At 64.2% G+C, this 22,686-nt stretch carries 20 protein-coding genes and 1 tRNA gene; 11 read left to right on the plus strand and 10 right to left on the minus strand.

Annotated features, from left to right (window positions below; all coding sequences use genetic code 11):
* Positions 1 to 84: 84 nt before the first annotated feature.
* On the minus strand, positions 85 to 480 hold the full coding sequence (gene rplS / locus B047_RS16245) for a 50S ribosomal protein L19 (RefSeq protein WP_040779327.1): 396 nt from the start codon (positions 478 to 480) through the stop codon (positions 85 to 87).
* A 209-nt stretch (positions 481 to 689) separates the two neighbouring features.
* A complete protein-coding gene (trmD, locus tag B047_RS0104150) occupies positions 690 to 1,400 on the minus strand; it encodes a tRNA (guanosine(37)-N1)-methyltransferase TrmD (RefSeq protein WP_018465696.1) in 711 nt (236 codons plus the stop codon).
* 134 nt (positions 1,401 to 1,534) lie between these two features.
* On the opposite strand from trmD, the gene uvrA reads away from it, so the two are divergent.
* The 8 genes from uvrA (at position 1,535) to B047_RS0104195 (ending at position 12,021) form a co-directional block, all read left to right on the plus strand.
* Positions 1,535 to 4,483 (plus strand): excinuclease ABC subunit UvrA, encoded by a 2,949-nt coding sequence (uvrA, locus tag B047_RS0104155; RefSeq protein WP_018465697.1) that lies wholly within the window; start codon positions 1,535 to 1,537, stop codon positions 4,481 to 4,483.
* Between the two features lie 65 nt (positions 4,484 to 4,548).
* A complete protein-coding gene (locus B047_RS0104160; RefSeq protein WP_018465698.1) occupies positions 4,549 to 6,495 on the plus strand; it encodes an APC family permease in 1,947 nt (648 codons plus the stop codon).
* Positions 6,496 to 6,570: 75 nt separating this feature from the next.
* Positions 6,571 to 7,512 (plus strand): ornithine carbamoyltransferase, encoded by a 942-nt coding sequence (gene argF / locus B047_RS0104165; RefSeq protein WP_018465699.1) that lies wholly within the window; start codon positions 6,571 to 6,573, stop codon positions 7,510 to 7,512.
* A 17-nt stretch (positions 7,513 to 7,529) separates the two neighbouring features.
* Positions 7,530 to 7,991, plus strand: a complete 462-nt coding sequence (locus B047_RS16250; protein WP_084784927.1) for a Uma2 family endonuclease — start codon at positions 7,530 to 7,532, stop codon at positions 7,989 to 7,991.
* A gap of 6 nt (positions 7,992 to 7,997) precedes the next feature.
* The gene (gene argC, locus B047_RS0104175; protein WP_018465701.1) at positions 7,998 to 8,963 is read left to right on the plus strand and encodes an N-acetyl-gamma-glutamyl-phosphate reductase; all 966 of its coding nucleotides are present in this window, start codon (positions 7,998 to 8,000) and stop codon (positions 8,961 to 8,963) included.
* Between the two features lie 63 nt (positions 8,964 to 9,026).
* Complete coding sequence (argJ, locus tag B047_RS0104180) at positions 9,027 to 10,175, plus strand: bifunctional glutamate N-acetyltransferase/amino-acid acetyltransferase ArgJ (protein WP_026234566.1); 1,149 nt, start codon at positions 9,027 to 9,029, stop codon at positions 10,173 to 10,175.
* Between the two features lie 53 nt (positions 10,176 to 10,228).
* On the plus strand, positions 10,229 to 10,684 hold the full coding sequence (locus B047_RS0104185; protein WP_018465703.1) for a hypothetical protein: 456 nt from the start codon (positions 10,229 to 10,231) through the stop codon (positions 10,682 to 10,684).
* Positions 10,685 to 11,385: 701 nt separating this feature from the next.
* Positions 11,386 to 12,021 (plus strand): hypothetical protein, encoded by a 636-nt coding sequence (locus B047_RS0104195; protein ID WP_245533694.1) that lies wholly within the window; start codon positions 11,386 to 11,388, stop codon positions 12,019 to 12,021.
* 38 nt (positions 12,022 to 12,059) lie between these two features.
* Here the strand turns inward: B047_RS0104195 and B047_RS0104200 are convergent, their stop codons facing one another.
* Genes B047_RS0104200 through mntR form a run of 5 tightly spaced genes read right to left on the minus strand, consistent with a single transcriptional unit; the run spans position 12,060 to position 16,719 of the window.
* Entirely contained in the window at positions 12,060 to 13,145 is a 1,086-nt protein-coding gene (locus B047_RS0104200) for a metal ABC transporter permease (RefSeq protein ID WP_018465706.1), read from the minus strand.
* A complete protein-coding gene (locus B047_RS0104205; RefSeq protein ID WP_018465707.1) occupies positions 13,142 to 14,296 on the minus strand; it encodes a metal ABC transporter permease in 1,155 nt (384 codons plus the stop codon). Before B047_RS0104205 ends, B047_RS0104200 begins: the two co-directional genes overlap by 4 nt.
* 4 nt (positions 14,297 to 14,300) lie before the next feature.
* Positions 14,301 to 15,071: a metal ABC transporter ATP-binding protein gene (locus B047_RS0104210; RefSeq protein WP_018465708.1), complete on the minus strand. Its 771-nt coding sequence runs from the start codon at positions 15,069 to 15,071 to the stop codon at positions 14,301 to 14,303.
* Positions 15,068 to 16,015 carry a metal ABC transporter solute-binding protein, Zn/Mn family gene (locus B047_RS0104215; RefSeq protein ID WP_018465709.1) on the minus strand — a complete coding sequence of 316 codons (948 nt, stop codon included), beginning with the start codon at positions 16,013 to 16,015 and terminating at the stop codon, positions 15,068 to 15,070. The genes B047_RS0104210 and B047_RS0104215 overlap by 4 nt, the downstream gene beginning before the upstream one ends.
* Positions 16,012 to 16,719 carry a manganese-dependent transcriptional regulator MntR gene (gene mntR, locus B047_RS0104220; RefSeq protein ID WP_018465710.1) on the minus strand — a complete coding sequence of 236 codons (708 nt, stop codon included), beginning with the start codon at positions 16,717 to 16,719 and terminating at the stop codon, positions 16,012 to 16,014. Before mntR ends, B047_RS0104215 begins: the two co-directional genes overlap by 4 nt.
* Positions 16,720 to 16,913: 194 nt before the next feature.
* On the opposite strand from mntR, the gene B047_RS0104225 reads away from it, so the two are divergent.
* A tRNA-Arg gene (locus B047_RS0104225) sits at positions 16,914 to 16,990 on the plus strand.
* A 483-nt stretch (positions 16,991 to 17,473) separates the two neighbouring features.
* Positions 17,474 to 17,854, plus strand: coding sequence for a hypothetical protein (locus B047_RS0104230; RefSeq protein WP_026234568.1), 381 nt, complete (start codon positions 17,474 to 17,476; stop codon positions 17,852 to 17,854).
* A 4-nt stretch (positions 17,855 to 17,858) separates the two neighbouring features.
* Here B047_RS0104230 and B047_RS0104235 read toward each other — a convergent pair whose 3' ends face one another.
* The 3 genes from B047_RS0104235 to B047_RS0104245 are packed head-to-tail and all read right to left on the minus strand — an operon-like array spanning position 17,859 to position 20,982.
* Entirely contained in the window at positions 17,859 to 19,139 is a 1,281-nt protein-coding gene (locus tag B047_RS0104235; RefSeq protein ID WP_018465712.1) for an ABC transporter substrate-binding protein, read from the minus strand.
* A 54-nt stretch (positions 19,140 to 19,193) separates the two neighbouring features.
* Positions 19,194 to 20,069: a carbohydrate ABC transporter permease gene (locus tag B047_RS0104240; protein WP_018465713.1), complete on the minus strand. Its 876-nt coding sequence runs from the start codon at positions 20,067 to 20,069 to the stop codon at positions 19,194 to 19,196.
* Positions 20,059 to 20,982, minus strand: coding sequence for a carbohydrate ABC transporter permease (locus B047_RS0104245; protein ID WP_018465714.1), 924 nt, complete (start codon positions 20,980 to 20,982; stop codon positions 20,059 to 20,061). The genes B047_RS0104240 and B047_RS0104245 overlap by 11 nt, the downstream gene beginning before the upstream one ends.
* Positions 20,983 to 21,280: 298 nt before the next feature.
* Between B047_RS0104245 and miaB the strand changes: the two genes are divergently transcribed.
* The gene (miaB, locus tag B047_RS0104250; RefSeq protein WP_018465715.1) at positions 21,281 to 22,603 is read left to right on the plus strand and encodes a tRNA (N6-isopentenyl adenosine(37)-C2)-methylthiotransferase MiaB; all 1,323 of its coding nucleotides are present in this window, start codon (positions 21,281 to 21,283) and stop codon (positions 22,601 to 22,603) included.
* The last annotated feature ends 83 nt before the right edge of the window (positions 22,604 to 22,686 follow it).

Raw genomic sequence — 22,686 nt, forward strand, 5'->3', positions numbered from 1 at the left:
CTAAACGATGTGGGCTCGAGGAAAAAGGGATAAAAGCAGCAATGCCCCGGCTTGCGGCCAGGGCATCGATGGGAGGAGGGAGCTTTATTTGCTTTCGGCAGGGGCCTCTTCGGCCTTGCCCCCCAGGCGGGTACGGTCGGTCTTGATGCGCGCAGCCTTGCCGCGCAGGTCGCGCAGGTAGTAGAGCTTGGCCCGGCGCACCTTGCCGTAGCCGGTGACCTGGACGGAGTCGATGAGGGGGGAGTTGAAGGGGAAGACCCGCTCCACACCCTCGCCGAAGGAGATCTTGCGCACGGTGAAGGAGGAGTTAAAGCCGTTGCGCTTGATCTTGATCACCACGCCTTCGTAGGCCTGAATGCGGGTGCGGTTGCCTTCGCGCACCTTGTAGTTGACCCTCACGGTGTCTCCGGGGCGGAAGGCGGGGATGTCGCTGCGGGTGTACTGCTTTTCGACAACTTTGAGAAGGGCACCACGGTTCATGGTCTGCTCCTGTTCCCAGCGGAACCTTTGCTTGCGCCGCAAGGGCGACGGGTTCTTGGGTCTTTAGGCCTCGAGCGTGCCACGCAGGGCGCGACACTCGGCACAGCGGGAAAGTATAGCAGCCGCGAAGGGAGTGAGTCAAACCCCTTGCGGGTGGCGTACGTCCCGCGTTCTGCGTTTAGCTAACGGCGTTTCGCCTCCGACGTACTTCACGCCTCCTCCTCGAGCCACATCAAATCCTTCGCCGTCAGCTCAGCCCGCTCCAGCAGGTCGGGGCGGCGCTGCTTGGTGCGCAGCAGGGCTTGCTTGCGTCGCCACTCGGCGATCTTGGCGTGGTGGCCTGAGGTCAGGACTTCCGGCACGACCAGGCCACGGAACTCGGGAGGGCGGGTGTAGTGGGGGTAGTCCAGCAGGCCCTGCACGAAGGAGTCCTGCTGGTGGCTCTGGGCCTCCTTGATCACGCCGGGGACGAGCCTCGAGGTGGCCTCCAGCAGCACCAGTGCGCCCAACTCGCCGCCCATCAGCACGTAGTCCCCGATGGAGACCTCGCGGCTGACGAAGCGCTCGACCCGCGCGTCGATGCCCTCGTAGCGGCCGCACACCAGCACCAGATGCTCCTTGCTCGCCAGCTCCTCGGCCATGCGCTGGTTGAAGGTCTGTCCCGCCGGGGTCAGCAAGATCACCTCGTCGGCGGGCCCGGCAGCTTCGATGGCCCTCACCACCACGTCTACCCGCATCACCATGCCTGCTCCGCCGCCGTAGGGGGTGTCATCCACGGTGCGGTGCCTGTCGGTAGCGTGCTCGCGGATGTCGCGCACCTCGACCTCGAGCAACCCCCGCTCGAGGGCCTTGGCGATGAGCGACTCCTCGAGCCAGGGCCGGATCAGGTTGGGGAAAAGGGTCAGAATGGTGTATTTCATGGCAAATCCCTAAGGCCCCCTAGCTTACCGCTCACCGCTTAGGGCCCGCGTCGGCAATCTTGCATCATACACCCGGCAGTGGGGGTTTGTATATGTTATTTACATAACCCAGAACCGGTGTTATACTCCACCGGATGGACCGCATCATCGTTCGTGGAGCGCGGGAACACAATCTGAAGAACATTACCGTTGAACTGCCCCGCGGGCAGTTCATCGTCATTACGGGGGTCTCGGGCTCGGGCAAGAGCACCCTGGCCTTCGACACCATTTATGCCGAGGGTCAGCGGCGCTACGTGGAGAGCCTCTCGAGCTACGCCCGCCAGTTTTTGGGGGTGATGGAAAAGCCTGACGTTGACAGCATCGAAGGGCTTTCTCCGGCCATCTCCATCGACCAGAAGACCACCTCCCACAACCCCCGCTCGACGGTGGGTACCGTGACCGAGGTCCACGACTATCTGCGCTTGCTCTTTGCCCGGGTGGGTACGGCTTTTTGTCCCCACTGCGGGCGGCCCATCGAGCGGCAGTCGGCCTCGGAGATCACCGACCGACTCTTCCGCCGCCCCGAGGGCACCCGTGCGATCCTGATGGCTCCGGTGGTGCGTGGGCGCAAGGGCGAGTACCGCAAGGAGTTCTTGCAGCTTCAGAAGGAGGGTTACGCCCGAGTGCGGGTGGACGGGGTGATCTACACCCTCGAGGAGGCCCTGGGGCTCAAGCTCGAGAAGTACGAGAAGCACGACATCGACCTGGTGATCGACCGGGTGGTGCTCAAGGCCGAGGAGCGCAGCCGCATCGCCGAGTCGGTCGAGCTGGCGCTGCTGCGCGGGGAGGGCCTGATGCGGGTGCTCTACCCCGATGACGGGAGTGAGGAACTCTTCTCCGAGAAGTTCGCCTGCCCCGAGCACGGTAGCGTGCTCGAGGAGCTCGAGCCGCGCATCTTCTCCTTCAACGCTCCCTACGGCGCCTGTCCCGACTGCTCGGGGCTGGGCTACAACCAGGTCTTCGACCCGGCACTGGTGGTCAACCCCGAGCTCTCCCTGGCCGAAGGGGCCATCATCCCCTGGTCCAAGGGCCGCGACAACGGCAAGGGCTACCTCTGGGACCGTCTGCGGGCGCTGGCCGAGCACATGGGCTTCGACATGAAGGCCCCCTTCAAGGAACTGCCCCCTGCGGCGCAGGAGGCGGTGATCCACGGGCTGAGCGAGCCCTTTGAAGTGGTGTTCCGACGGGGCGGGCGCGAGACGCTGCGCTTCCAGGTGCACTACGAGGGGGTCATCCCCTGGCTCGAGAAGCGCTACCAGGAGACCGAGTCTGAGGGTTTGCGCGAGGCGCTGGAGGCCTACATGACCCTCCAGCCTTGCCCGGCCTGCTCGGGCACGCGCTACAAGAAGGAGGTGCTGTCGGTGCGGGTGGGGCTGTTCAACATCGCCGATGTTTCCAACCTCCCCGTGCGCGAGGCCCGGCAATTCTTCGAGGCGCTGGGCCAGAACCGCGTCATCGAGGCCTGCGAGCGCCTGGCCGAGTTCCGCATCCCCATCGAAGGCCTGGCCGAGCCGCTGGAGAAGCGCGACCTCAACGAGTTCCAGCTCCAGGTGGCCGCCCCCATCTGGCGCGAGATCACCAGTCGGCTGGGTTTCCTCGAGGACGTCGGCCTCGACTACCTCACCCTCGACCGCGCCGCCAACACCCTCTCGGGCGGCGAGGCCCAGCGCATCCGCCTGGCGACCCAGGTGGGCTCGGGCCTCACCGGGGTGCTCTACGTGCTCGACGAGCCCTCCATCGGGTTGCATCCCAAGGATAACCAGCGCCTCATCGGCACGCTGAAGAAGCTGCGCAACTTGGGCAATACCCTACTCGTCGTCGAGCACGACGAGGACACCATGCGCGAGGCCGATTGGATCGTGGACATGGGGCCAGGGGCCGGAATCCACGGCGGGCACATCGTGGCCGAGGGGGTCCTGCAGGACATCCTCGACAACCCCAACAGCCTCACCGGGGCTTACCTCAAGGGCACCCGGCATATCGGGGTACCCAAGGTCCGGCGCAAGGGCAACGGCAAGAGCTTGGTGGTGCGCGGGGCTCGCGAGCACAACCTCAAGGGCGTCGACCTCCGGATTCCGCTGGGCCGCTTCGTGGCCATCACTGGGCCCTCGGGCTCGGGCAAGAGCACCCTGGTGCACGACGTGCTCTACGCGGCCCTGGCCCGCGATCTGATGCGGGCCAAGACCATCCCTGGCCGCTTCGACAAGATCGAAGGCTTAGAGCACCTCGACAAGGTCATCGAGATCGACCAGTCGCCCATCGGGCGCACCCCGCGCTCCAATCCCGCGACCTACACCGGCATCTTCGACGAGATCCGCGACCTCTTCACCAAGACCCCCGAAGCCCGTAAGCGGGGCTACCAGGCCGGGCGCTTCAGCTTCAACGTCAAGGGGGGGCGCTGCGAAGCCTGCGGCGGGGATGGCACCAAGAAGATCGAGATGCTCTTCCTGCCCGACCTCTACGTGCAGTGCGAGGTGTGTAAAGGCAAGCGCTACAACAAGGAGACGCTCGAGGTCAAGTTCCGCGGCAAGTCCATCGCCGACGTGCTCGACATGACCGTCGAGGAGGGCTTGGCCTTCTTCGAGAATGTGCCCACCATCGCCCGTAAGCTCCAGCTCATGCTCGACGTGGGTCTGGGCTACATGAAGCTCGGCCAGCCCTCGCCTACCCTCTCCGGTGGCGAGGCCCAGCGCATCAAGCTGGCTACCGAGCTGGGCCGCAAGGCTACAGGCCGCACCCTCTACATCCTCGATGAGCCCACTACGGGCTTGCACTTTGAGGACGTATCCAAGCTGCTCAACGTGCTGCACCGCCTGGTAGATGCCGGAAACACCGTGGTGGTCATCGAGCACAATATGGACGTGGTCAAAACCTCCGACTGGGTCATCGACCTGGGCCCTGAAGGGGGAGCCCGCGGTGGGGAGATCGTCGCCGAAGGCACCCCCGAGCAGGTAGCCCTCACCAACAGTCCCACCGGTGCCTTCTTGGCCCGCATTCCCGAGATCGCCAATTCCCTGTCGGGACGCCCAGTAGCGGCAGACTGAGCCGGGACCGAACCGAGCTCCTCGTGGGGGTGTACACTAAGCCCCTGTAGCTGCGGCTACGCCTTATGGCTCGAGCCAAACCTCAACTCAACTCCTTTGTGCGCTGGCTGCTGCAGGGCCTGCCTCAACAGAGCACCGAAGGCTTCTACACCCCCGAAACCCCCAAGACCGAGCCCCAGCATACCCACCCTTGGTACCGGGTGATGTGCCTGACCGGGGTGGACTACTTCTCCACCCTGGGCTACCAGCCGGGGATCGCCGCGCTGGCCGCGGGCGCGCTCTCGCCCATCGCCACCTTGGTACTGGTGCTGGTGACGCTTTTGGGGGCCCTGCCCATGTACCGCCGGGTAGCCGGGGAGAGCCCCCACGGTGACGGCTCGATCTCCATGCTCGAGCGATTGCTCGAGGGCTGGGTGGGCAAGTTCGTGGTGTTGGCCCTGATCGGCTTCGTGGCCACGGGTTTTGTCATCACCATCACCCTTTCGGCGGCGGATGCGGCCAAGCACATCATCGAAAACCCCTTCGTGCCGGCCTGGATGCAGCATCAGCTCCCCCTCACCCTGTTGCTGGTGGTCCTGCTGGGCGGGGTGTTCCTCATCGGTTTCAAGGAGGCCATCGGCATCGCGGTGGTGTTGGTGGTCTTCTACATCGGCTCGAGCCTGGTGGTGGTGCTCGAGGGCTTCCGCCTCATCCTGGCCGATCCCTCGCTCATCGCCAACTGGACCGGACGCCTGAGCATCGACTACAGCTCGGTGGGCGCGGTGATCGGAGCTTCCTTGCTGGTGTTCCCCAAGTTGGCGCTGGGCTTGTCGGGCTTCGAGACCGGGGTGGTGGTCATGCCCCTGGTGCGAGGCTACCCCGACGACGACCCCCGCTACCCCAAGGGGCGTATCGAGAACTCGCGCAAGCTGCTGACCACCGCCGCCTTGATCATGAGCTTCATGCTCATCACCAGCGCCTTCGTCACCACGGTGCTCATCCCACCTGAAGCTTTTCAGCCCGGCGGGGAGGCCAACGGGCGGGCCTTGGCCTATCTGGCCCATGAGCACCTGGGCGAGCTCTTCGGCAGCTTATACGACCTCAGCACCATCCTGATCCTGTGGTTCGCGGGGGCCTCGGCCATGGCCGGGCTGCTCAACATCACTCCGCGCTACCTGCCCCGCTACGGCATGGCCCCTGACTGGGCCAGGGCCACCCGTCCCCTCACCCTGATCTTCACCGCCATCTGCCTCGCGGTTACCCTGGCCTTCCGCGCCGACGTGGATGCCCAGGCCGGGGCCTACGCCACGGGCGTCCTGGCGCTGATGACCTCAGCCGCCGTTGCCGTCACCCTCTCAGCGCTGCACAAAAAGCAGACCTGGGCGGCAGCAGGTTTTGGGCTGGTGAGCCTGGTCTTCATCTACACTTCTGTGGTGATCGTGCTGGGGAACCTCAGCGGCCTCCAGATCGCCTCCTTCTTCATCGTCGGGGTGATGGTGGTCTCGATCGTCTCGCGCATCGTGCGCTCGACGGAGCTGCGCGCAGAGCGGGTGGAGGTGGACGCCGAGGCCCGGCGCATCATCCGCAATCTGGCCCAGGGCGAAATCCGCTTCATCGCCAACCACCGTCAGCGGGGTGACATCGGGGAGTACTCCTCCAAGGAGGCCGTCGTGCGGCGGCTCACCCACATCCCGCCCAAAGACCCCGTGGCCTTCCTCGAGGTTTTCGTGCCCGACGCCTCCGACTTTTCCGACGTGCTCAAGGTTTGGGGAGTCGAGGTAGGGGATTATCCCATCATCCGCATACAAAGCCCCTCCATCCCCAACGCCATCGCCGCCTTCTTGCTCTACGTGCGCGACCAGACCGGCAAAATCCCCCATATCTACTTCGAGTGGAGCGAGTCCAGCCCTATCTTCAAAGCTTTCACCTTCCTGGCCTTTGGCGAGGGCGACGTGCCCCCCATGACCCGCGAAATCCTGCGCCAGGCCGAGCCCGATCCCTCCCGCCGCCCGGTGGTGCACGTGGGGGGATGAGCGCGCACACGGCGGCCTTGATGTATAATCACGCTCTCTGGACGCATAAGTGTGCGTTCAACGTGGAGGCACACCGTGCTCGAAACCCTCAAACCCGTACAGAGCCTCAAAGGCCGCGACTTCCTCTCCAACCTCGACCTCTCACCCCAGGAGTACCGGGCGGTGCTGGATACCGCTCACGCCATGAAGCGGGGCGAGTTTAAGGGCCAACGCCCCCTCGAGGGCCAAACCCTGGCCATGATCTTCGAGAAGCCTTCCTTACGCACCCGCACCACCTTCGAGGTGGCCATGAACCAGCTCGGCGGGCACGCGGTGAACCTCACCAACGCCGAGATCGGCCTGGGCACGCGCGAGCCGGTGCGCGACATCGCCATGAACCTCGAGCGCTGGGTGGAGGCCATCATGGCGCGGGTCTACCTGCACTCCACGCTCGAAGAGCTCGCCCGCTACTCCTCCAAGCCCGTCATCAACGGTCTCTCCGACCTGCTGCACCCCGTGCAGCTCATGGCCGACTACCAGACCATCGAGGAGTCCTTCCCCGACACCCGGGGCCTGCGCGTGGCCTACATCGGCGACGGCAACAACATGGCCAACGCCCACATCCAGTGCGCGGTGCTCTCGGGGGCCAAGCTCACCATCGCCACCCCGCGCGGCTACGAGCCCAACGCCGTCATCCTGCTCGACGCGCTGCAGCGCGGGGCCGACATCACCCTCACCCACGATCCCCTCGAGGCCGCCGAAGGTGCCCAGGTGCTCTACACCGACGTGTGGGTGAGCATGGGCCAGGAGCAGGAAGCCAGCCAGCGGCGCAAGATCAAGGACTTCGCGGGCTTCCAGGTGACCCCGGCCATGCTGGAACTCATCGCCCCGGACGGCATCTTCCTGCACTGCCTGCCGGCCCACTACGGCGAGGAGGTGGTGGAGGAGGCCACCCTGCACCCCAAGAGCCGGGTCTTCGACCAAGCTGAAAACCGTCTGCACGCCCAGAAGGCGCTGCTGTACCATCTCCTAGGCTGAGGGGGTAGACTGAGACCATGGCGGTACGTGAGCCTCAGACTCCATCCCGTCGTTACAAATTGACGGTGGAAGATTTCTACCGCCTGAACTTGCCGCCGGATAGACGCTATGAACTCATCGAGGGGGTCGTCTACGAGATGCCGGCCATAGGACCGCTTCACGCCACGCTGGTACGCAAGTTTCAGGACGCGCTCTACGAGAATTTCCGGGGCAGGGCCCTGGTTAGCACCCAGAACCCCCTCCGCCTGGGCCAGCACTCCATGCCTCAGCCCGACCTGGCCCTGATCCGAGTGGCCGATTATCGCCATGAACACCCCCAGGCTCAGGACGTGTACCTCGCGCTCGAGGCCGCCGCAACCACCCTCGAGGTCTACCGCCAGCCCAAGGGCAGCCGTTACCTGTCCCATTTGGATCACGACCCCGCCGAGCCGGTAGCTCCCCTGGCTTTTCCTGACGCGCCCCTCGCGCTGTCCTGGTAAACATTGATGAGAAAGCCCAAGGTCTTCATCGACGGCGAGGCCGGGACCACCGGCCTGCAGATCCGGGGGCGGCTGCTGGGGCGCGACGACCTCGAGCTGCTCTCCATCGACCCGGCCAAGCGCAAGGACGAACTCGAGCGCAAGCGCCTGATCAACGAGGCCGACGTGGCCATCCTCTGCCTGCACGACGACGTGGCCAGAGCGACGGTGGGCCTGGTGGAAAACCCACAGACCCGCATCCTCGATGCCAGCTCCGCGCACCGGGTGGCCGAGGGCTGGGTCTACGGCTTCCCCGAGATGAGCCCCGCCCAGCCGGAGCAAATCCGTCGGGCCCGCTTCGTCTCCAACCCCGGCTGCTACCCCACCGGAGCCATCGGCCTCTTGCGCCCGCTGGTGGACGCCGGGCTCCTGCCCCACGACTTCGCGGCTTCGGTGCAGGGAACCTCGGGCTACAGCGGGGGCGGGCGGCAGCTCATCGAGGCCATGGAGGGCCGCGGTGAGCACCGCCTGGCCGGGGATTACCGCGCCTATGGCCTCGAGCTCACCCACAAGCACGTGCCCGAGATGACCAAGTACGCCCGCCTCACCCGCGAACCCATCTTCACCCCGGCGGTAGGCCGCTTCGCCCAGGGCATGCTCATCGTGATCCCGGTGCATCTGTGGGCCCTGCCGAAGCCGGTGAAGGCTACTGAGCTGCACGCGGCCTTGAGCGAGCACTACCGGGGCCGGCGCTTCGTCACGGTGATGCCGCTGGAGACCTATGGCGCCCACAACCCCGTGCTCGACCCCCAAACCCTCAACGGCACCAACCGCATGGAGCTCTTCGTCTACGAGAACCCGGCTCGAGAGCAAGCCCTGCTCATCGCCCGCTTCGACAACCTGGGCAAGGGAGCCTCGGGCGCGGCGGTGCAGAACCTCGACCTGATGTTGGGGCTCGAGGGCGAGCGCAGCTATGAATACTTCGGCGACTGAAGGAAGAAGGCCGCTGAACGCAGAACGCCAGGGGTCGTACGCAAGGCGCATCGGCTATAAGCTATCGGCATGAGATTACCCATTGGCTTTCGTGCGGGGGCTACCCGCGCAGGCATCAAACCTTCCGGCAAACCCGATCTCACCCTCGTCGCCTCGGGAAGGCCGTGTGCTTGGGCCTTCGTGGGCACGCTTAACCAGGCTGCCGCCCCTTGCGTGCTGCGCGGGCGCCGGTTGCGTGAGGCCGGAGGCCCCTTGCAGGCCATCGTGGTCAACGCCGGCAACGCCAACTGCGCGACGGGTGAAGCCGGGTTCCAGGCCGACCGCCGCATGGCCGAGCTGGCCGCTACGCGGCTGGGTATCGCCCCCGAGGCCGTGCTGACCGCTTCTACGGGGGTCATCGGGGTGCCGCTGCCGCTCGAGAAGATCGAAGCCGCCCTGCCTAGCTTGGGCTTGGACCTCGAGCTCACCCCCTTCGCCGAAGCCATCATGACCACCGACTTGACCATGAAGACCGCCGAGGCCGAGCTTCCCGGCGGTATCCGCGTGGTGGGGGTCGCCAAGGGCAGCGGGATGATCCACCCCAACATGGCGACCATGTTCGGCTTCGTCTTCACCGATGCCGCCGTGCCCCAGGACGAACTGCGCCGCGGCTGGAAGCGCGTGGTAGACCACAGCTTCAACCAGGTCAGCGTCGATGGTGACACCTCCACCAACGACATGGCGGTGATCATGGCCAACGGCGCCGCAGGAGAGCCCGATCCCTTGGCCTTCTGGCAGGCCGTGGAGTCGGTCTGCGTCTCCCTCGCCCGCCAGATCGCCCGCGACGGGGAAGGTGCCAGCAAGCTCATCACCGTGCGGGTCACGGGGGCCCGCAGCGAGGACGAGGCCCGCAACGCCGCCCGCACCGTTGCCGCCAGCCCGCTGTGGAAGAGCGCGGTCTACGGCAACGACCCCAACTGGGGCCGCATCATGATGGCCCTGGGCCGCTCGGGGGCGAGCTTCGACCCCTCGAGGGTCCACATCAAGCTCCAGGGCATACCCCTCTACGACGGTGCCGCGCTGCCCTTCGACCGCGATCAGGCTTCCCAGAGCATGAAGGCCGAGGAGGTTCTGGTGGAAGCCGACCTCGGCGCCGGCGCTGCCCAGGCAATGGCTTGGGGATGCGACCTGACCGAGGGTTACGTCAAGATTAACGCGCTCTATACTACATGAAATAACACCTGAATAACGCTCACATGATAGACTCAGAATCAGGAGGTGACAGCGTGAAGAAGTTCAAGCTTTTTATAGTAACGTCGGTGCTTTTTGTCCTCGGCTCCCTTGGCTTGGCTCAATCGGAAGGCCTTGGCGTTTACTCGGGCTGGCCCGAGTGGCTGGGCATTCAGTATCAGTCCAGCAGCCTGCGCTTCGGGGGCGGCGTCTCCTTCGCCGGCCTGGGCGCTTCTGCCGATTTCATCATCGGTGAGAACCAGATCCCGGTGACCGGGGGCAACGAGTTGAGCTGGTACTTCGGGGCTGGTGCAGGGGCGGGCTTCTGGGCCTTCCTGGGAGGTGGCTTTTACGTCTTTCCGCACGGTTTGGTTGGCATCGAGTACAAGCTGGCCGGCACCACCTACAGCTTCTACGGGGAAGGTCAGATAGGGGCCAATATCGCCTTTACAGGTGGGGTGACGTCTGTTGGACCCGGTTTTGCCACCCGGGTTGGTGTGATCTTCCGATAAAACCCACTTAGCCGAGATGGCGAGGGCACGTCCCGCCCTTGCCATCCTTATTTTTGTAGGGCGAACACTTCCTGTACATACTCTGGACCGGAGGAATATGAAGAGAATTCTCGTTTTGATGGTTGTTTTTGCGCTTACCGATGCTCTTGCTTGGGGCCGAGTGTTCGGCGAAGCGGTCTCTGGGCAGCTTTCCATCGCGCAGGGAAGGAGAACCTCCTGGGTCCGCTGAGCTTGCGGGGTGGCGCGGCTGTGGGAGTGGGGGCACCACCACCGTTTTTGGCCTTACCGCCGACGCGCTGTTCCCCTTCACCCTTCAGGGGCCTAATACCAGATTCGGTTAGTTCGTCACCATTCGGTGACGAACTAACCCGACCGAAGGGAGTGCTCTGGGATTCAAAAAGATAGCCTCTGGGTTTTGGTTTTGAAGAGTATCTTTTTGAATCCGGTATAACCTCTACGCCGGTGCGGGGGTTGGCCTCGAGGTGGTGGCTGGGGGCAGCACCGGTACGGGGGTCCAAGTGGCCGGGAAGCTCAGCCTGCTCACCGAGGTGGTGCCGGGCTTCACCTTCGCGGGCAGTAACTCGGCGTTCGGCTTGGGCATCAACTTGGGCCCGCGCCTGTACTTCTAAACCAGGGTTGTTAGGATGGAGGGGATGCGTTGGCTCCTCTCCATTTTTCTTTTGCTCACACTGCCTGCTTGTATGCGCAGCAACGATACCCTGGCTCCACTGCTCTCGGTAGTGCAGCCGCAGGGCGGGGTGTTCAAGGATCGCAAGGTCCGGGTGGTGGGCTACGCCATGGACGACACCGGCCTCAGCAGCGTGCGGGTTAGGAGCAACATCCAGAAGGAAACGGAGCTCCTGCCGCAGAAGGAAGTGGGGGACAGGCTCTATCAGTTCAGCTTCGTCGTCAATACCCCGCAGTCGGGTCAGGTCGAGCTGATCATCACCGCGACCGATGTGAACGGTCGCAGCCGACAGATGAAGCTTCCCCTGGTGCTCGACGCTCGGCAGCCGCAGGTTCGCCTCGAGCGCGTCGAGCCCATCGTCGAGTACGTCACCCGCACCGTTACGCCCCCAGAGGGCTCGGAAAATCAAGAGCCCATCGTAGAGCGAACGCCCGTCAACAAGGGGATCCGCATCACCGGGCGAGCCTTGGACGATACCAGCGTGGACAAGGTGGTCGTGCAGTACCAGCAGGGCGCTAAGACCATTTACAACGCCCTTTCCCTGCCAAAAGGCAAGGAGGTTCCCTTCTACGTCGAAGTCCCCGCCCGCAGCGCTACGATTATCGCCGTGGATGCGGCGGGGAACCGGATTGGCGTGCAGGCGCGGTAGGGGGAGGAAGCGCCAGGTCGTGGGCCTTCAGCAACCCGCTACGGCTTTTCCCCCGCCAAAGCTACGCCTCGAGCTGTCAGCCGCAGGCCATTGGAGTCGCCCGTGAGGAGCCCTTCGCGCTGGGCCCACTGCTGGGCCTGGGCCAGGAAGGCGGGGCTCCAGCCGAACTCCTCGAGCACCTCCCGCGCCGACACGGGCCGGTCGTGGTGGGCCAGGTGGGCCAGCAGGAGCCGGGCGGCGAACTCCCGCTGCTGCCGAGTACGGCGGCTGCGGGCGGTGATCACCCCGTCCACAGGCGAGAACAGCCAAGCCAGGATGAAGAGTAACCCGGCTACCGTGGCCATCATCCCCGCGATCGAGGCGTCGAGCAGGATGGCCAGCGCGTAGCCCACCACGCTGGAAGCCGTGCCCACCAGCACTGCCAGGCCAATCATCACCGGCAGGCGCTGGGTGAGGAGGTAGGCGGTGGCGGGGGGGATGATCAAAAAGGCCACGATCAGGATGGCTCCCACCGACTGGAAGGCACCCACGGCGGTGAGGGAGACCAGGCTCATCAGCGCGTAGTGCAGCGCTCCAGGGGCAAAGCCCAAAGCTGCCGCCAGCCCGGCGTCGAAGGTCGAGAGCTTGAGCTCCTTATAAAACAGCAGCACGAACAGCAGATTGAGCAGGGCCAGGCTACCCATGATCCACAGCGACTCTGGCCCCAGATTGAGGCCGAAGGCCTCGAGGGTGTTGAAGGGGGCGTAGGCGATCTCGCCGTAGAGCACCGCATCGAGGTCGAGGTGGACGTTGCGGAAGTAAAGCGACACCGCCAGCACCCCTAGGCTGAAGAGGGCAGGGAAGACCAGCCCGATGGCCGCGTCGTTCTTGATGCGGCCCGTGCGGGTGAGCCACTCCACCAGCGTCACGGTTAAGAGCCCGGCTGCCGCCGCGCCCAGCAGGGCTACCGCGGTGGCTCGTTCGCCCCCTGAGATCCAGAAGGCCAGCACGATGCCGGGAAGGACGGCGTGGGAGATGGCGTCGCTCATGAGGGCCATGCGGCGCAGCACCAGGAAGCTGCCCAGCAAGGCCGAGGCGGTGGAGACGAGGATGGCGGTGAGGATGATGACCACATCGGCGCTCACGAAGCACCTCCCATCCCGTCCCCCGCGAGCGGCCCCGGGGTCTTGGGAAGCACCCGCATGGCCTGCTCGAGCCGGTGCGCCTCGGCGTGACCCCGCTCGCTAAGCTCCCAGTGACCGTTCCGCTGCACCACCCAGCCCCTGGCGACGAGCTCTTCGAGCTCGGCTCTGGCCCTGGCCGGAGTGCTTCGGCGGCGTTGGGCCAGGCTCAAAGGGGTGAGCTCGGCGTGGTTGTAGAGCACGTGGGCATCGAGCAGCAAACGCTCGAGGCGGATGCGCTGTCGGTTGGCACGGATGCGCTGCCAGTCCCACACCAGCCCGCGCTCGGGGGCCAACAGCAGCGAGAAGAGGCTGATGAGGCCGGCGATGAGCACCACCAGCGGCCCGGTGGGCAGGTTCTCGCGCGTGGCCGAGACGAGCGCGCCCAAAAGGCCCGAGAGGATACCAAATCCCGCCGAGAGCCAGATCATGTGGCTCAGGCGGTTGGTCCATTGCCGCGCCGCCGCCGCCGGGGCGATGAGCATAGCAGCCATCAGCACCACGCCCACGGTTTGCAGCCCGATCATTACCGCGATTACCGTGAGCGAGGTCAGCAGCGTGCCCAGGCCGCGTACGGGCAGGCCCAGGCTCGCGGCGTAGGCGGGGTCGAAGGAGATGAGCTTGAACTCCTTGTACAACAGGCCCACCAAGAGCAGCGCGACGCCGCCCAGGAGGGCCATGGTCGCCACGTCTTCGCCTACGATGGTGGCGGCCTGCCCGAAGATGAACTTGTCCAGGCCGGCCTGGTTGCTATTTCTGCTGTGCTGGATGAAGGTTAAGAGGCCGATACCGAAGCCGAAGAAACTGCTCAGGATCACCCCCAGGGCGCTGTCTTCAGGTAGGCGGGTGGTGCGCAGGATGGCCAGCATCAAAAGCGAGGCCAGCCAGCCCACCACCCCTGCGCCCAGGAGCAGGACCAGGGGGGCCTTAACGCCGGTGAGGATAAAGGCCAAACAAATGCCTGGCAGCGAGGCGTGGGCCAGGACATCGCCCAACAGGCTCTGGCGGCGCAAGATGGCGAAGCTGCCCAGCACCCCGCCCACCAGGCCCAGCAGGGCCGCGCCCAAGGCGACGTTACGCAGGGTGTAGTCGGTGAAGATCGCCCAAAGCTCCACGGCCTCACCCCCTCACCCTCATGCGCTCACCATAGGTAGCCTTGAGCTTCTCGGGCGTGAAGGTTTGCTCGAGCGGCCCGCTGGCGATGACCTGCACGTTGAGCAAGGTGAGGTGATCGAAGTAGTCGCGCACCGTCTCGAGGTCGTGGTGCACCACCACCACCGTCTTGCCTCGCCCCTTGAGTTCGTGCATCACCTGCAGGATGGCCTCCTCGGTTACCGCGTCCACCCCGGCGAAGGGCTCGTCCATGAAGTAGAGGTCGGAGTTTTGTGCTAGGGCACGGGCTAAGAAGACCCGCTGCTGCTGCCCGCCCGAGAGTTGGGCAATCTGGCGTTGGGCGAAATCGGCCAGCCCTACCTGCTCGAGCGCGCGCATGGCCTCCTCGCGCTCGGCCTTGCCGGGCCGCCTGAACCAGCCCAGCCGCCCATAGAGCCCCATCAGCACCACGTCCAGGGCGCTCGTCGGGAAGTCCCAGTCCACCGAGGAGCGCTGGGGCACGTAGCCGATGCGGCGGCGGACGACCCGTAGGGGCTGGCCGAAAAACTGCACCGTGCCCGAGGCCCTGGGGACCATTCCCAGCACGGCCTTGAGCAGGGTGCTCTTGCCCGCTCCGTTGGGCCCGACGATGGCACAGAGCTGCCCCTCGGGGATGACGAGGTCTACGTCCAATAGCACCGGCTTTTCGCGATAGGCTACGGTCAGGTCGCGCACCTCGAGGGGAGATGGGCGCAGGGATGGGGGAGAAAGCTGGTCGCTGGTCGTGGGTCTGATCATGGGTGCTCGCCTCCAAGCAGCGCCGAAACGATGGTTCTGACGTTGTGCTCGACCATACCGATGTAGGTGCCCTCAGGGGTTCCGGCGTCCCCGGCGGCATCGGAGAACAGCTCACCCCCGATGAAGAGCTCCTTGCCTCGAGCCCGCACCGCCGCCACCACGGCTTCCACCGAGCGGCGGGGCACGCTGGACTCGACGAAGATAGCCCGAATGCCGCGCTCTACCAGGAAGGCTGCTAGCTCTTGCACGTCGCGGGTCCCGGTCTCGGCCACGGTGGAGACACCCTGCAGGCCGCGCACCTCGAGGCCGTAGCGCCGCCCGAAATAGCTGAAGGCATCGTGAGCGGTCACCATCACCCGTTGCTGGGGGGGAATCCGCTCGATCTCCCGCTTGACCCACGCGTCCAGTTCCCGCAGCCGGGCCTGGTACGCCCGGGTTCGCCTGGCGTAGTACCCAGCTCCAGCCGGGTCTACCCTGGAAAGCCCATCCCGCACGGCCTCGGCGGTGTAGGCCCAAAGGCTCACGTCGAACCACACGTGGGGGTCGTAGGTGTATATTCCCTCGAAGCCGCCCTTGGGGGCAATGAGCAACTCGCGAGGAATGGCGTCGGTGACGGCGATAGCCTTGGGCATCTTCTCGAAGAGCTCGACCATCTTGCCCTCGAGGAACAGCCCGCCGTAGAAGACGATGTCGGCCTGGGTCAGCTTGCGCACGTCCCCGGCCGAGGCTTTGTAGAGGTGGGGGTCCACGCCGGGGCCCATCAGGCCCGTGACCTGCACCCGCTCCCCGCCGATCTGCTGCACCAGGTCGCTGACGAAGTTGGTGGTGGCCACAGCCCGCACCGCGCGACTTCCGTCGATGGGCTTGAGGGCGAATTCCTGACCCTGACAGGCGCCGAGCGCCAGGGCCAGAACGCCCACGTACAGGCGGGGTAGGAATCTCATGGCGCCACCTCAGCGATCCACACCACCTGGGCCAGGGCTATGGGCAGCAAGTAGCGCTCTCCTGCTACCCGGACCCGCACCCCCTCGGGCAGATGCTCGAGCACCTCCACCTGAGCACCCGGCCTAAGCCCTAGGTGGGCGAAGAGGTTGAGTGCGTCCTGGTCTTGGGTACCCACCCGCACCACGCTGCCACGCTGAGCGGGCTCGAGCGCGGCCAGGCGACGGGTGGGAGCACCCTCGGGCAGGCGCAGCTCAGCGGTAGGGATGGGATCGCCGTGAGGGTCGTGGGAGGGGTGGCCCAGCCACTCGGCGATGCGCTTCTCGAAAGCCTCGGAAATGTGGTGCTCCAGGCGTTCGGCCTCGGCGTGCACTTCCTCCCAGCCGTAGCCCAGGGCCTGGTGTAAGTAGGTCTCCAGAAGGCGGTGGTGGCGTAGCACCTCCAGCGCCACCTTGTACCCCGCCTCCGTGAGCCGCACGCCCTTGTAGGCTTCGTACTCCACCAGCGCGAGCTCGGCCAGCTTCTTGAGCATCCCCGTCACCGACGCTGGCTTGACCTCCATACGGTCGGCGAGCTCCTGGGTCGAGACGGCGGTGGTGTGCTCGAGGGGGCTCGAGCCATCCGGCGCGCTTCCCAGCAACAAAATCTGCTTGAGGTAGTCCTCCTGAGCCTCGCTTAGGACGGGGCGGGTGAGGGGGGGGTTCACAGCCCCCACCCCCTCAGGCGATGGTGCCGCTCTTGGGGTTCAGCAGCAGGGGGGTAAGCGCAGTGGGACATGTTGACCTCCGTATTTAGGTATACCTACCCAAATATACCCTAATAGTTTAGGTATACCTAAAACCTTGTCAAGCCTCGAGCCAGGCCGCCAAGTTGTGCTACAATCTGCAAGCGCGTTTTCGTGCGCCCGTAGCTCAGTTGGATAGAGCGAAGGTTTCCTAAACCTTAGGTCGCAGGTTCGAGTCCTGCCGGGCGCGCCAGCACCATAAACCACCGACCTCACGCTTATCAGCCAGGAGCACCGCGTAGCCCGCCTTGGGCAAGAGCCAGGCCAGCTTCATGCGGGTTAATGGTAGCGATGGTGGCGGGCTTTTCGGCGATGGCAGGTGACGCATCCCGCTGGCCCTCTTCCCCTGCTTCTACCAAGCTAGACCTGGCTAGGCTGTGGGGTTGATGGTCCATGGACCGATCGGGTGCCCACGAGAGCGGCTGAAGTTGAGTTTCTGCCAATGCCGACGCAAGCGCATCGTTAGGAAAGTTGACCTTGGATTTAAGTCCGCGGTGAGCAGGGTAGGTGGAGGCTGCGTAAGTCCAGCTTAATGTAATCGCAGGAAACCCTGCGAGTAACGCGCGCGGCTTAGAGCTCGCTTTTGGCGTGCGGGCCTGCTGAAATCTGCAGCGTGCTCGAAAAAGACCGGGGTTACGATGAAATTGGCTGTTGTAGCCCTAAAGGAGTTGGAGTGATGATCAAGCGTGGTCTGTGGTGCTTGTTGGTGATGTTGAGTACCGCCTTCGCCTTCGATCTGCAGCAGATCAACCGCAGCCGGTCGGCGTTGGTAGGGGCGATCAACGGGGTGCTCGAGGGCAGCGAGGGAACCTGGCAGTACGTTCCCGGTATCGGGCTGGTGATCGCCTCGCGCAACCTGAGCGATGCTCGAAGGGCCGATGCGCTGATCCCGATTCTACGGCAGGTGATCGTATCCCTGAGCACTACCGTGCAGGGCCTGGACCCCGAAGACTGGATTCTGCTGGCCTACCGCAACGACCAGCTCGAGCTCGTCATGCGCATCAAGCCTGGCCGTGACGATAGCTTGGAGGTCTTCGTCAACGGCGTGAAGCAGTAGACGGCTACCTACTAGGGAAAAAGCGCTGGGTGCGAGCGGTGGCAGCCTTGATGGCTTCCTCGAGCGTCACGTCGCCGTGGAAAGCCCGCTCGAGGTCCTCTGAGACCAACGTTTCGATGTCTGCCCAGGTCTCCATCACGGGAACCGCCCGAATGTAGGGGATGGTGTCGAGGAAGACCCGGCTGTTTTGTGGTTTGCTGTTGGGGTTGAGGAAGGCGGGCGATTGGGCCACGCTCTTGAGCGAGGGGACTGTGCGCCCAGATTCGGCCAGGATGCTCTGGCCTTCTTTGGAGTTGGCGAACTCGATGAAGGCCCAGGCCGCGGGTTTGTTGCGGCTGGCGGCGGCCATGAAGAAGGCGTCGGCGTGGAGGATGCCGGCCTGCTCTTTGCCCCGCGGCAGCGGAGCTACGTCCCAGTCGAAGTCTTGGATCTCGCGGTAGGTGGGCACTCCCCGACGGCTGTTGAGGAACATGGCCAGGGTACCATCGAGGAAGCGCTCCTCGCTTGGCCGAGCTTTTTCCAGCAACTTGTTGGGTACGACCTTGTGCTTGACCTGTAGATCCATGAACCACTGCAGGGCCTCCTTGGTGGCGGGGGCGTCGAGGGTAAGCCGCTTGGGGCTTTTGGGGTCGTCCACCAAGTCACCCCGGTTTTGCCAGATGAAAGGGGCCACCCGGAAGATGCTGGCCTCGGTGCCCAGGCCAAATTGGTCGGTGATGCCGTCGCCGTTAGTGTCCTTGGTGAGGGCCTTGGCCGTTTGGAGGAAGTCATTCCAGGTCCAGCCTGCTTTGGGATAGGGCACTCCGGCTTTATCGAAGAGGTTTTTGTTGTAGTAGACCACCAGGCTCGAGAGGTTCTGCGGGATGCCCATCAGGCGTCTGTTCCAGTAGAAGGGCTCGAGGGCTTCGGGGTAGAAGTCGGCGAGCTTGAGCACCCTGCTCTGGGCCACGTAGCTGTCGAGGGGCTCGAGGACGCCCCGTGCGGCAAACTGGGCATAGCGGCGGTAGTTGAGCAAGAACACGTCGGCGGGGGTGCCGGCGGCGAGGTCGGCGGCAAGGCGGGTGCGGTAGGAGGTCTGGCTGGGGATATAGAGGATCTCGACCTTGACCTGGGGGTAGCGCTGGGAGAAGGCCGCTACCAGCTTGTCGTAAGCTGCTTTCTCGGCGGGGTCTCCAAAGATCATGAAGATGAAGCTCCCGCTGGGGGTAGTCGTCTGGGCAGTTCCCCATAGCAGCACTCCTCCTGCCACTAATGCCAAGCCGATATAAAAGGTTTTCCGCAGCATCGTTTTCTCCTCCGGCGATTCATGTGCTGGGCAATTGTCCGTTTGATCCTCATTTTACTTTTTGCTCTTCGCATCCAAACGGGCCGTCCAGTCATGCAAGAGCTGCCCGCTGAAGCCTAGAGAGTGCTGAAGGATTAGGAACAGCAGCAAGACAGGCAACAGCATAACCACCGCTGCTGCCATCAGCAGTGGTGAACTGGTCGGGTCCATCTGCTGGAGCACCTGCAGGCCCACCGGAAGGGTGTACTTCTCCTCCGAGCGCAGATAGAGCAGGGGAGAACTCAGGTCACTCCAGTAGTAACTAAAAGCCAGGATAGCCACGCTGATACTGGTGGGCCGTGCCAGTGGCATGGCGATGCGCAACCACAGCATGAACACGCCTGCCCCGTCGAGCCGGGCGGCCTCGAGCATCTCACGTGGTATGCGTCGGAAGCTCCAGAAAAACAGCAGCACATAAAAGGAACTGCTCCCGGCGATGGCGGGCGCGATCAGAGCCCAGGGGGTATCGATGAGACCTAGGTTTTTGAACAGCAGGAAGCGGGTCAGCCACAGTGCGGTGCTGGGGACCAGCATCAGTAACAGCGCTAGAATTACCAGCCGCCGCTGGAGGGGGGGGCTCGAGAGGGCCGTAGCGAAGCCCGCCCAGGAAGCGGTAAGCACGGTCAGGGGCACCGCGAATAGCTCTACAAACAGCGAGTTGTAAAGCTGCTTGGCGAGAGGGACTGTCTCGAATAGCCGTACGTAGTTGCGCCAGCCCTCGAGGTTGGGCAGCCACTCGAGGGTGGGTGAGGGTGGCAGGCCCAGCGGACGTAGCGAGGCCACCAGCACCCACCATAGAGGCAGCAAGAACACTCCGGCCACCGCCAGCGACAACAGGTAGTGCAGGGCTCGAGCCAGCCCACGCACGCTTCTGTGCAGCTCATTGCTCATCGCTATACCCCCAGCCCCGCACCACCAAGTAAACCAGGCCCAGCAGCAATCCCACGCCCAACAGCAACAGCAGCATCATCGCGGCGGCACTGCCGAAGCGAAAGGCATCGAAGGCCTCTTGGTACATCAGCAGCGGCAGGAACAAGGTTGCATAGTAAGGCCCCCCTCCGGTCATCAAGAAGGCAGGGGTGAAGGTGTTCTGCGCACTCAGGATGATGTCACGCAGTGTAAGCAGCAGCAGCCAGGGGGCTAAGAGCGGCAGTGTGATAAAGCGAAACTGCTGCCAGCGGTTGCCCCCCTCGAGCGCGGCGATCTGGTAGTACTCCTCGGGGACGTTTTGCAGCCCTGCCAGCAGCACCACGAAGCCCTCGCCGATCTGAAAGGCAGCCATGATCACGATGGCCAGCAGCGCGGTATTGCCTTCGGCCAACCACGGCGAGACCGGCAGGCCCAGGGCTTTGAGGGCCAGGTTGAGCGGCCCGTAGATGGGGTTGAAGATCCACAGCCAGATCAGGGCATAGGCCACGTCGGGGATGACGGTGGGGAAGAACACCGCCATGCGTAACAGACCGATCCCAGGCCTTGGTGCGCGCAGCAGCAAAGCCAGTGCTAAGGCTCCGAGAATCCGCAGGGGGACGGCTAGCAGTACGAAGACCAGTGAGTTGCGCGCTGCCACCGAAAACAGCGAGTTACTGGCCAAGGACTCGAAGTTTCCCAGGCCCACCCATTCCGGGGACCCTAGCGTGTCGTAGCGTGTAAAGGCAATGATCATCGCCAGCAGGGCAGGCACGACCACCAGCACGGTGGTGCCGATGAGGTAGGGTGTGAGCATCAGCAGCAGCGCGCCGTGGTCTCGAGTGGCTTGCCGGCTCAGGCGGGTTGGGCTCGAGCGGACCGATCTTTTGCGCTTCATGACTCTCTCATACCGGATTCAAAAAGATAATCACCCAAAGCAAAGACCTTCAGAGACTATCTTTTTGAATCCTAGAGCACACCCCTCCCTTCGGTCGGCCGCTCCGCCAAAGCGGGGCGGCGTTCCCGTTCGGGAACGAACTGACCGAATCTGGTATCAAAGCCTTGATGTTTTTCATACTTAAATTTCACGGCTTTGATTGGCCGAGCGTGCACATTTGATACACTTGAAAGCGCTGGTGGCCTCGAGCCATCGTCTCCAGGCCCCGGAATCCCTCCGGCAAGCCGCTGAGGTACGAATGAAGACCCACATCATCACCTATGGATGCCAGATGAACGAGTACGACACCCACCTGGTCAGGTCGGAACTCGCTTCCATTGGCGCGCAGTTCGTCGACTCCATTCCCGAGGCCGACTTCGTGCTGGTCAACACCTGTGCGGTGCGTGGGAAGCCGGTGGAGAAGGTGCGTTCATTGCTGGGTGAACTGCGCAAGGAGAAGGAGAAGCGGGGCCTGATGGTGGGCATGATGGGCTGTTTGGCCCAGCTCGAGGAGGGTCAGCAGATCGCGCGTAAGTTCGGCGTGGACGTGCTTCTGGGCCCCGGTGCCCTCACCGAGATCGGCAAGGCTATCGAGGCCAAGAACCGCTTCTGGGACCTCTCCTTCCGCGAAGAGCTCACCCACCACCTGCCCCCGGCGCCGCAGGGCCAGCTTTCGGCCTTCGTCAGCATCATCCGTGGGTGTAACCACCACTGCACCTACTGCATCGTGCCCACCACCCGCGGGCCCGAGGTTTCCCGCCACCCCGATCTGATCCTGCGCGAACTCGAGCAACTCAAGGCCGCGGGCGTGCTCGAGGTGACCCTGCTGGGCCAGAACGTCAACTCCTACGGCAACGACCAACCGGGCTTTCCCAAGTTCGGGGAACTGCTACGCCTGGTGGGCCAAATCGGCATTCCCCGCGTCAAGTTCACCACCTCCCACCCGGTCAACTTTACCGACGAGGTGATCGCCGCCATCGCCGAAACGCCCCAGGTGTGCCGTTACATTCATCTGCCGGTGCAGTCGGGCTCCAACCGAGTGCTGCGCCGCATGGGGCGGGAGTACCGTCGCGAGTGGTACCTAGACCGCATCCGCGCCATCAAGGAGGCCATCCCCGACGTGGTGCTTTCCACCGATATCATCGTGGGCTTCCCTGGCGAGAGCGAGGAGGACTTCGAGCAGACCCTCACCCTCTACGACGAAGTGCAGTACGACTCGGCCTACATGTTCATCTACTCCCCGCGCCCCGGCACCCCCAGTTACAAGCACTTCCAGGATTTGCCTCGCGAGGTCAAGGTCGAACGCTTGCAGCGCCTGATCGAGAAGCAGAAGGAGTGGAGCTACAAAAAGAACCAGCAGTGGGTAGGCCGCACCGTCGAGGTACTGGTGCGCGGCGCGGCCAAGGACGAGGGCTACGCCGAGGGCCACGACCGGGGCAACCACCCGGTGCTGATCCCAGCAGCCCAGGCTCCGGCGCCAGGGCTGTATCAGGTCGAGGTCAAGCAAGCCACGCCGCACATGCTCTTCGGGGAAGTGGTGGGTGCGCAGGAGGCCGCCACCATCCCGCTGGTGATGGCGTAGGTCGAACACCCGACGCAAAACCTTGTAGGGGCAGGCCCCCGTGCCTGCCCTTTTCCCCCCTAGCCTTAGGGGCCTCCTGGCGG

This window comes from Calidithermus timidus DSM 17022, from assembly GCF_000373205.1.
In the GTDB taxonomy this organism is placed as follows: domain Bacteria; phylum Deinococcota; class Deinococci; order Deinococcales; family Thermaceae; genus Calidithermus; species Calidithermus timidus.

Coding starts and splice junctions, on each gene's coding strand:
- B047_RS0104240 (WP_018465713.1), bottom strand. CDS start 20,069: ATGAGCAATGAGCTGCACAGAAGCGTGCGTGGGCTGGCTCGAGCCCTG.
- uvrA (WP_018465697.1), top strand. CDS start 1,535: ATGGACCGCATCATCGTTCGTGGAGCGCGGGAACACAATCTGAAGAAC.
- argC (WP_018465701.1), top strand. CDS start 7,998: ATGAGAAAGCCCAAGGTCTTCATCGACGGCGAGGCCGGGACCACCGGC.
- B047_RS0104230 (WP_026234568.1), top strand. CDS start 17,474: ATGATCAAGCGTGGTCTGTGGTGCTTGTTGGTGATGTTGAGTACCGCC.
- B047_RS0104210 (WP_018465708.1), bottom strand. CDS start 15,071: ATGATCAGACCCACGACCAGCGACCAGCTTTCTCCCCCATCCCTGCGC.
- trmD (WP_018465696.1), bottom strand. CDS start 1,400: ATGAAATACACCATTCTGACCCTTTTCCCCAACCTGATCCGGCCCTGG.
- B047_RS0104160 (WP_018465698.1), top strand. CDS start 4,549: ATGGCTCGAGCCAAACCTCAACTCAACTCCTTTGTGCGCTGGCTGCTG.
- B047_RS0104245 (WP_018465714.1), bottom strand. CDS start 20,982: ATGAAGCGCAAAAGATCGGTCCGCTCGAGCCCAACCCGCCTGAGCCGG.
- B047_RS16250 (WP_084784927.1), top strand. CDS start 7,530: ATGGCGGTACGTGAGCCTCAGACTCCATCCCGTCGTTACAAATTGACG.
- B047_RS0104195 (WP_245533694.1), top strand. CDS start 11,386: ATGCGCAGCAACGATACCCTGGCTCCACTGCTCTCGGTAGTGCAGCCG.
- B047_RS0104235 (WP_018465712.1), bottom strand. CDS start 19,139: ATGCTGCGGAAAACCTTTTATATCGGCTTGGCATTAGTGGCAGGAGGA.
- rplS (WP_040779327.1), bottom strand. CDS start 480: ATGAACCGTGGTGCCCTTCTCAAAGTTGTCGAAAAGCAGTACACCCGC.
- B047_RS0104215 (WP_018465709.1), bottom strand. CDS start 16,015: ATGAGATTCCTACCCCGCCTGTACGTGGGCGTTCTGGCCCTGGCGCTC.
- miaB (WP_018465715.1), top strand. CDS start 21,281: ATGAAGACCCACATCATCACCTATGGATGCCAGATGAACGAGTACGAC.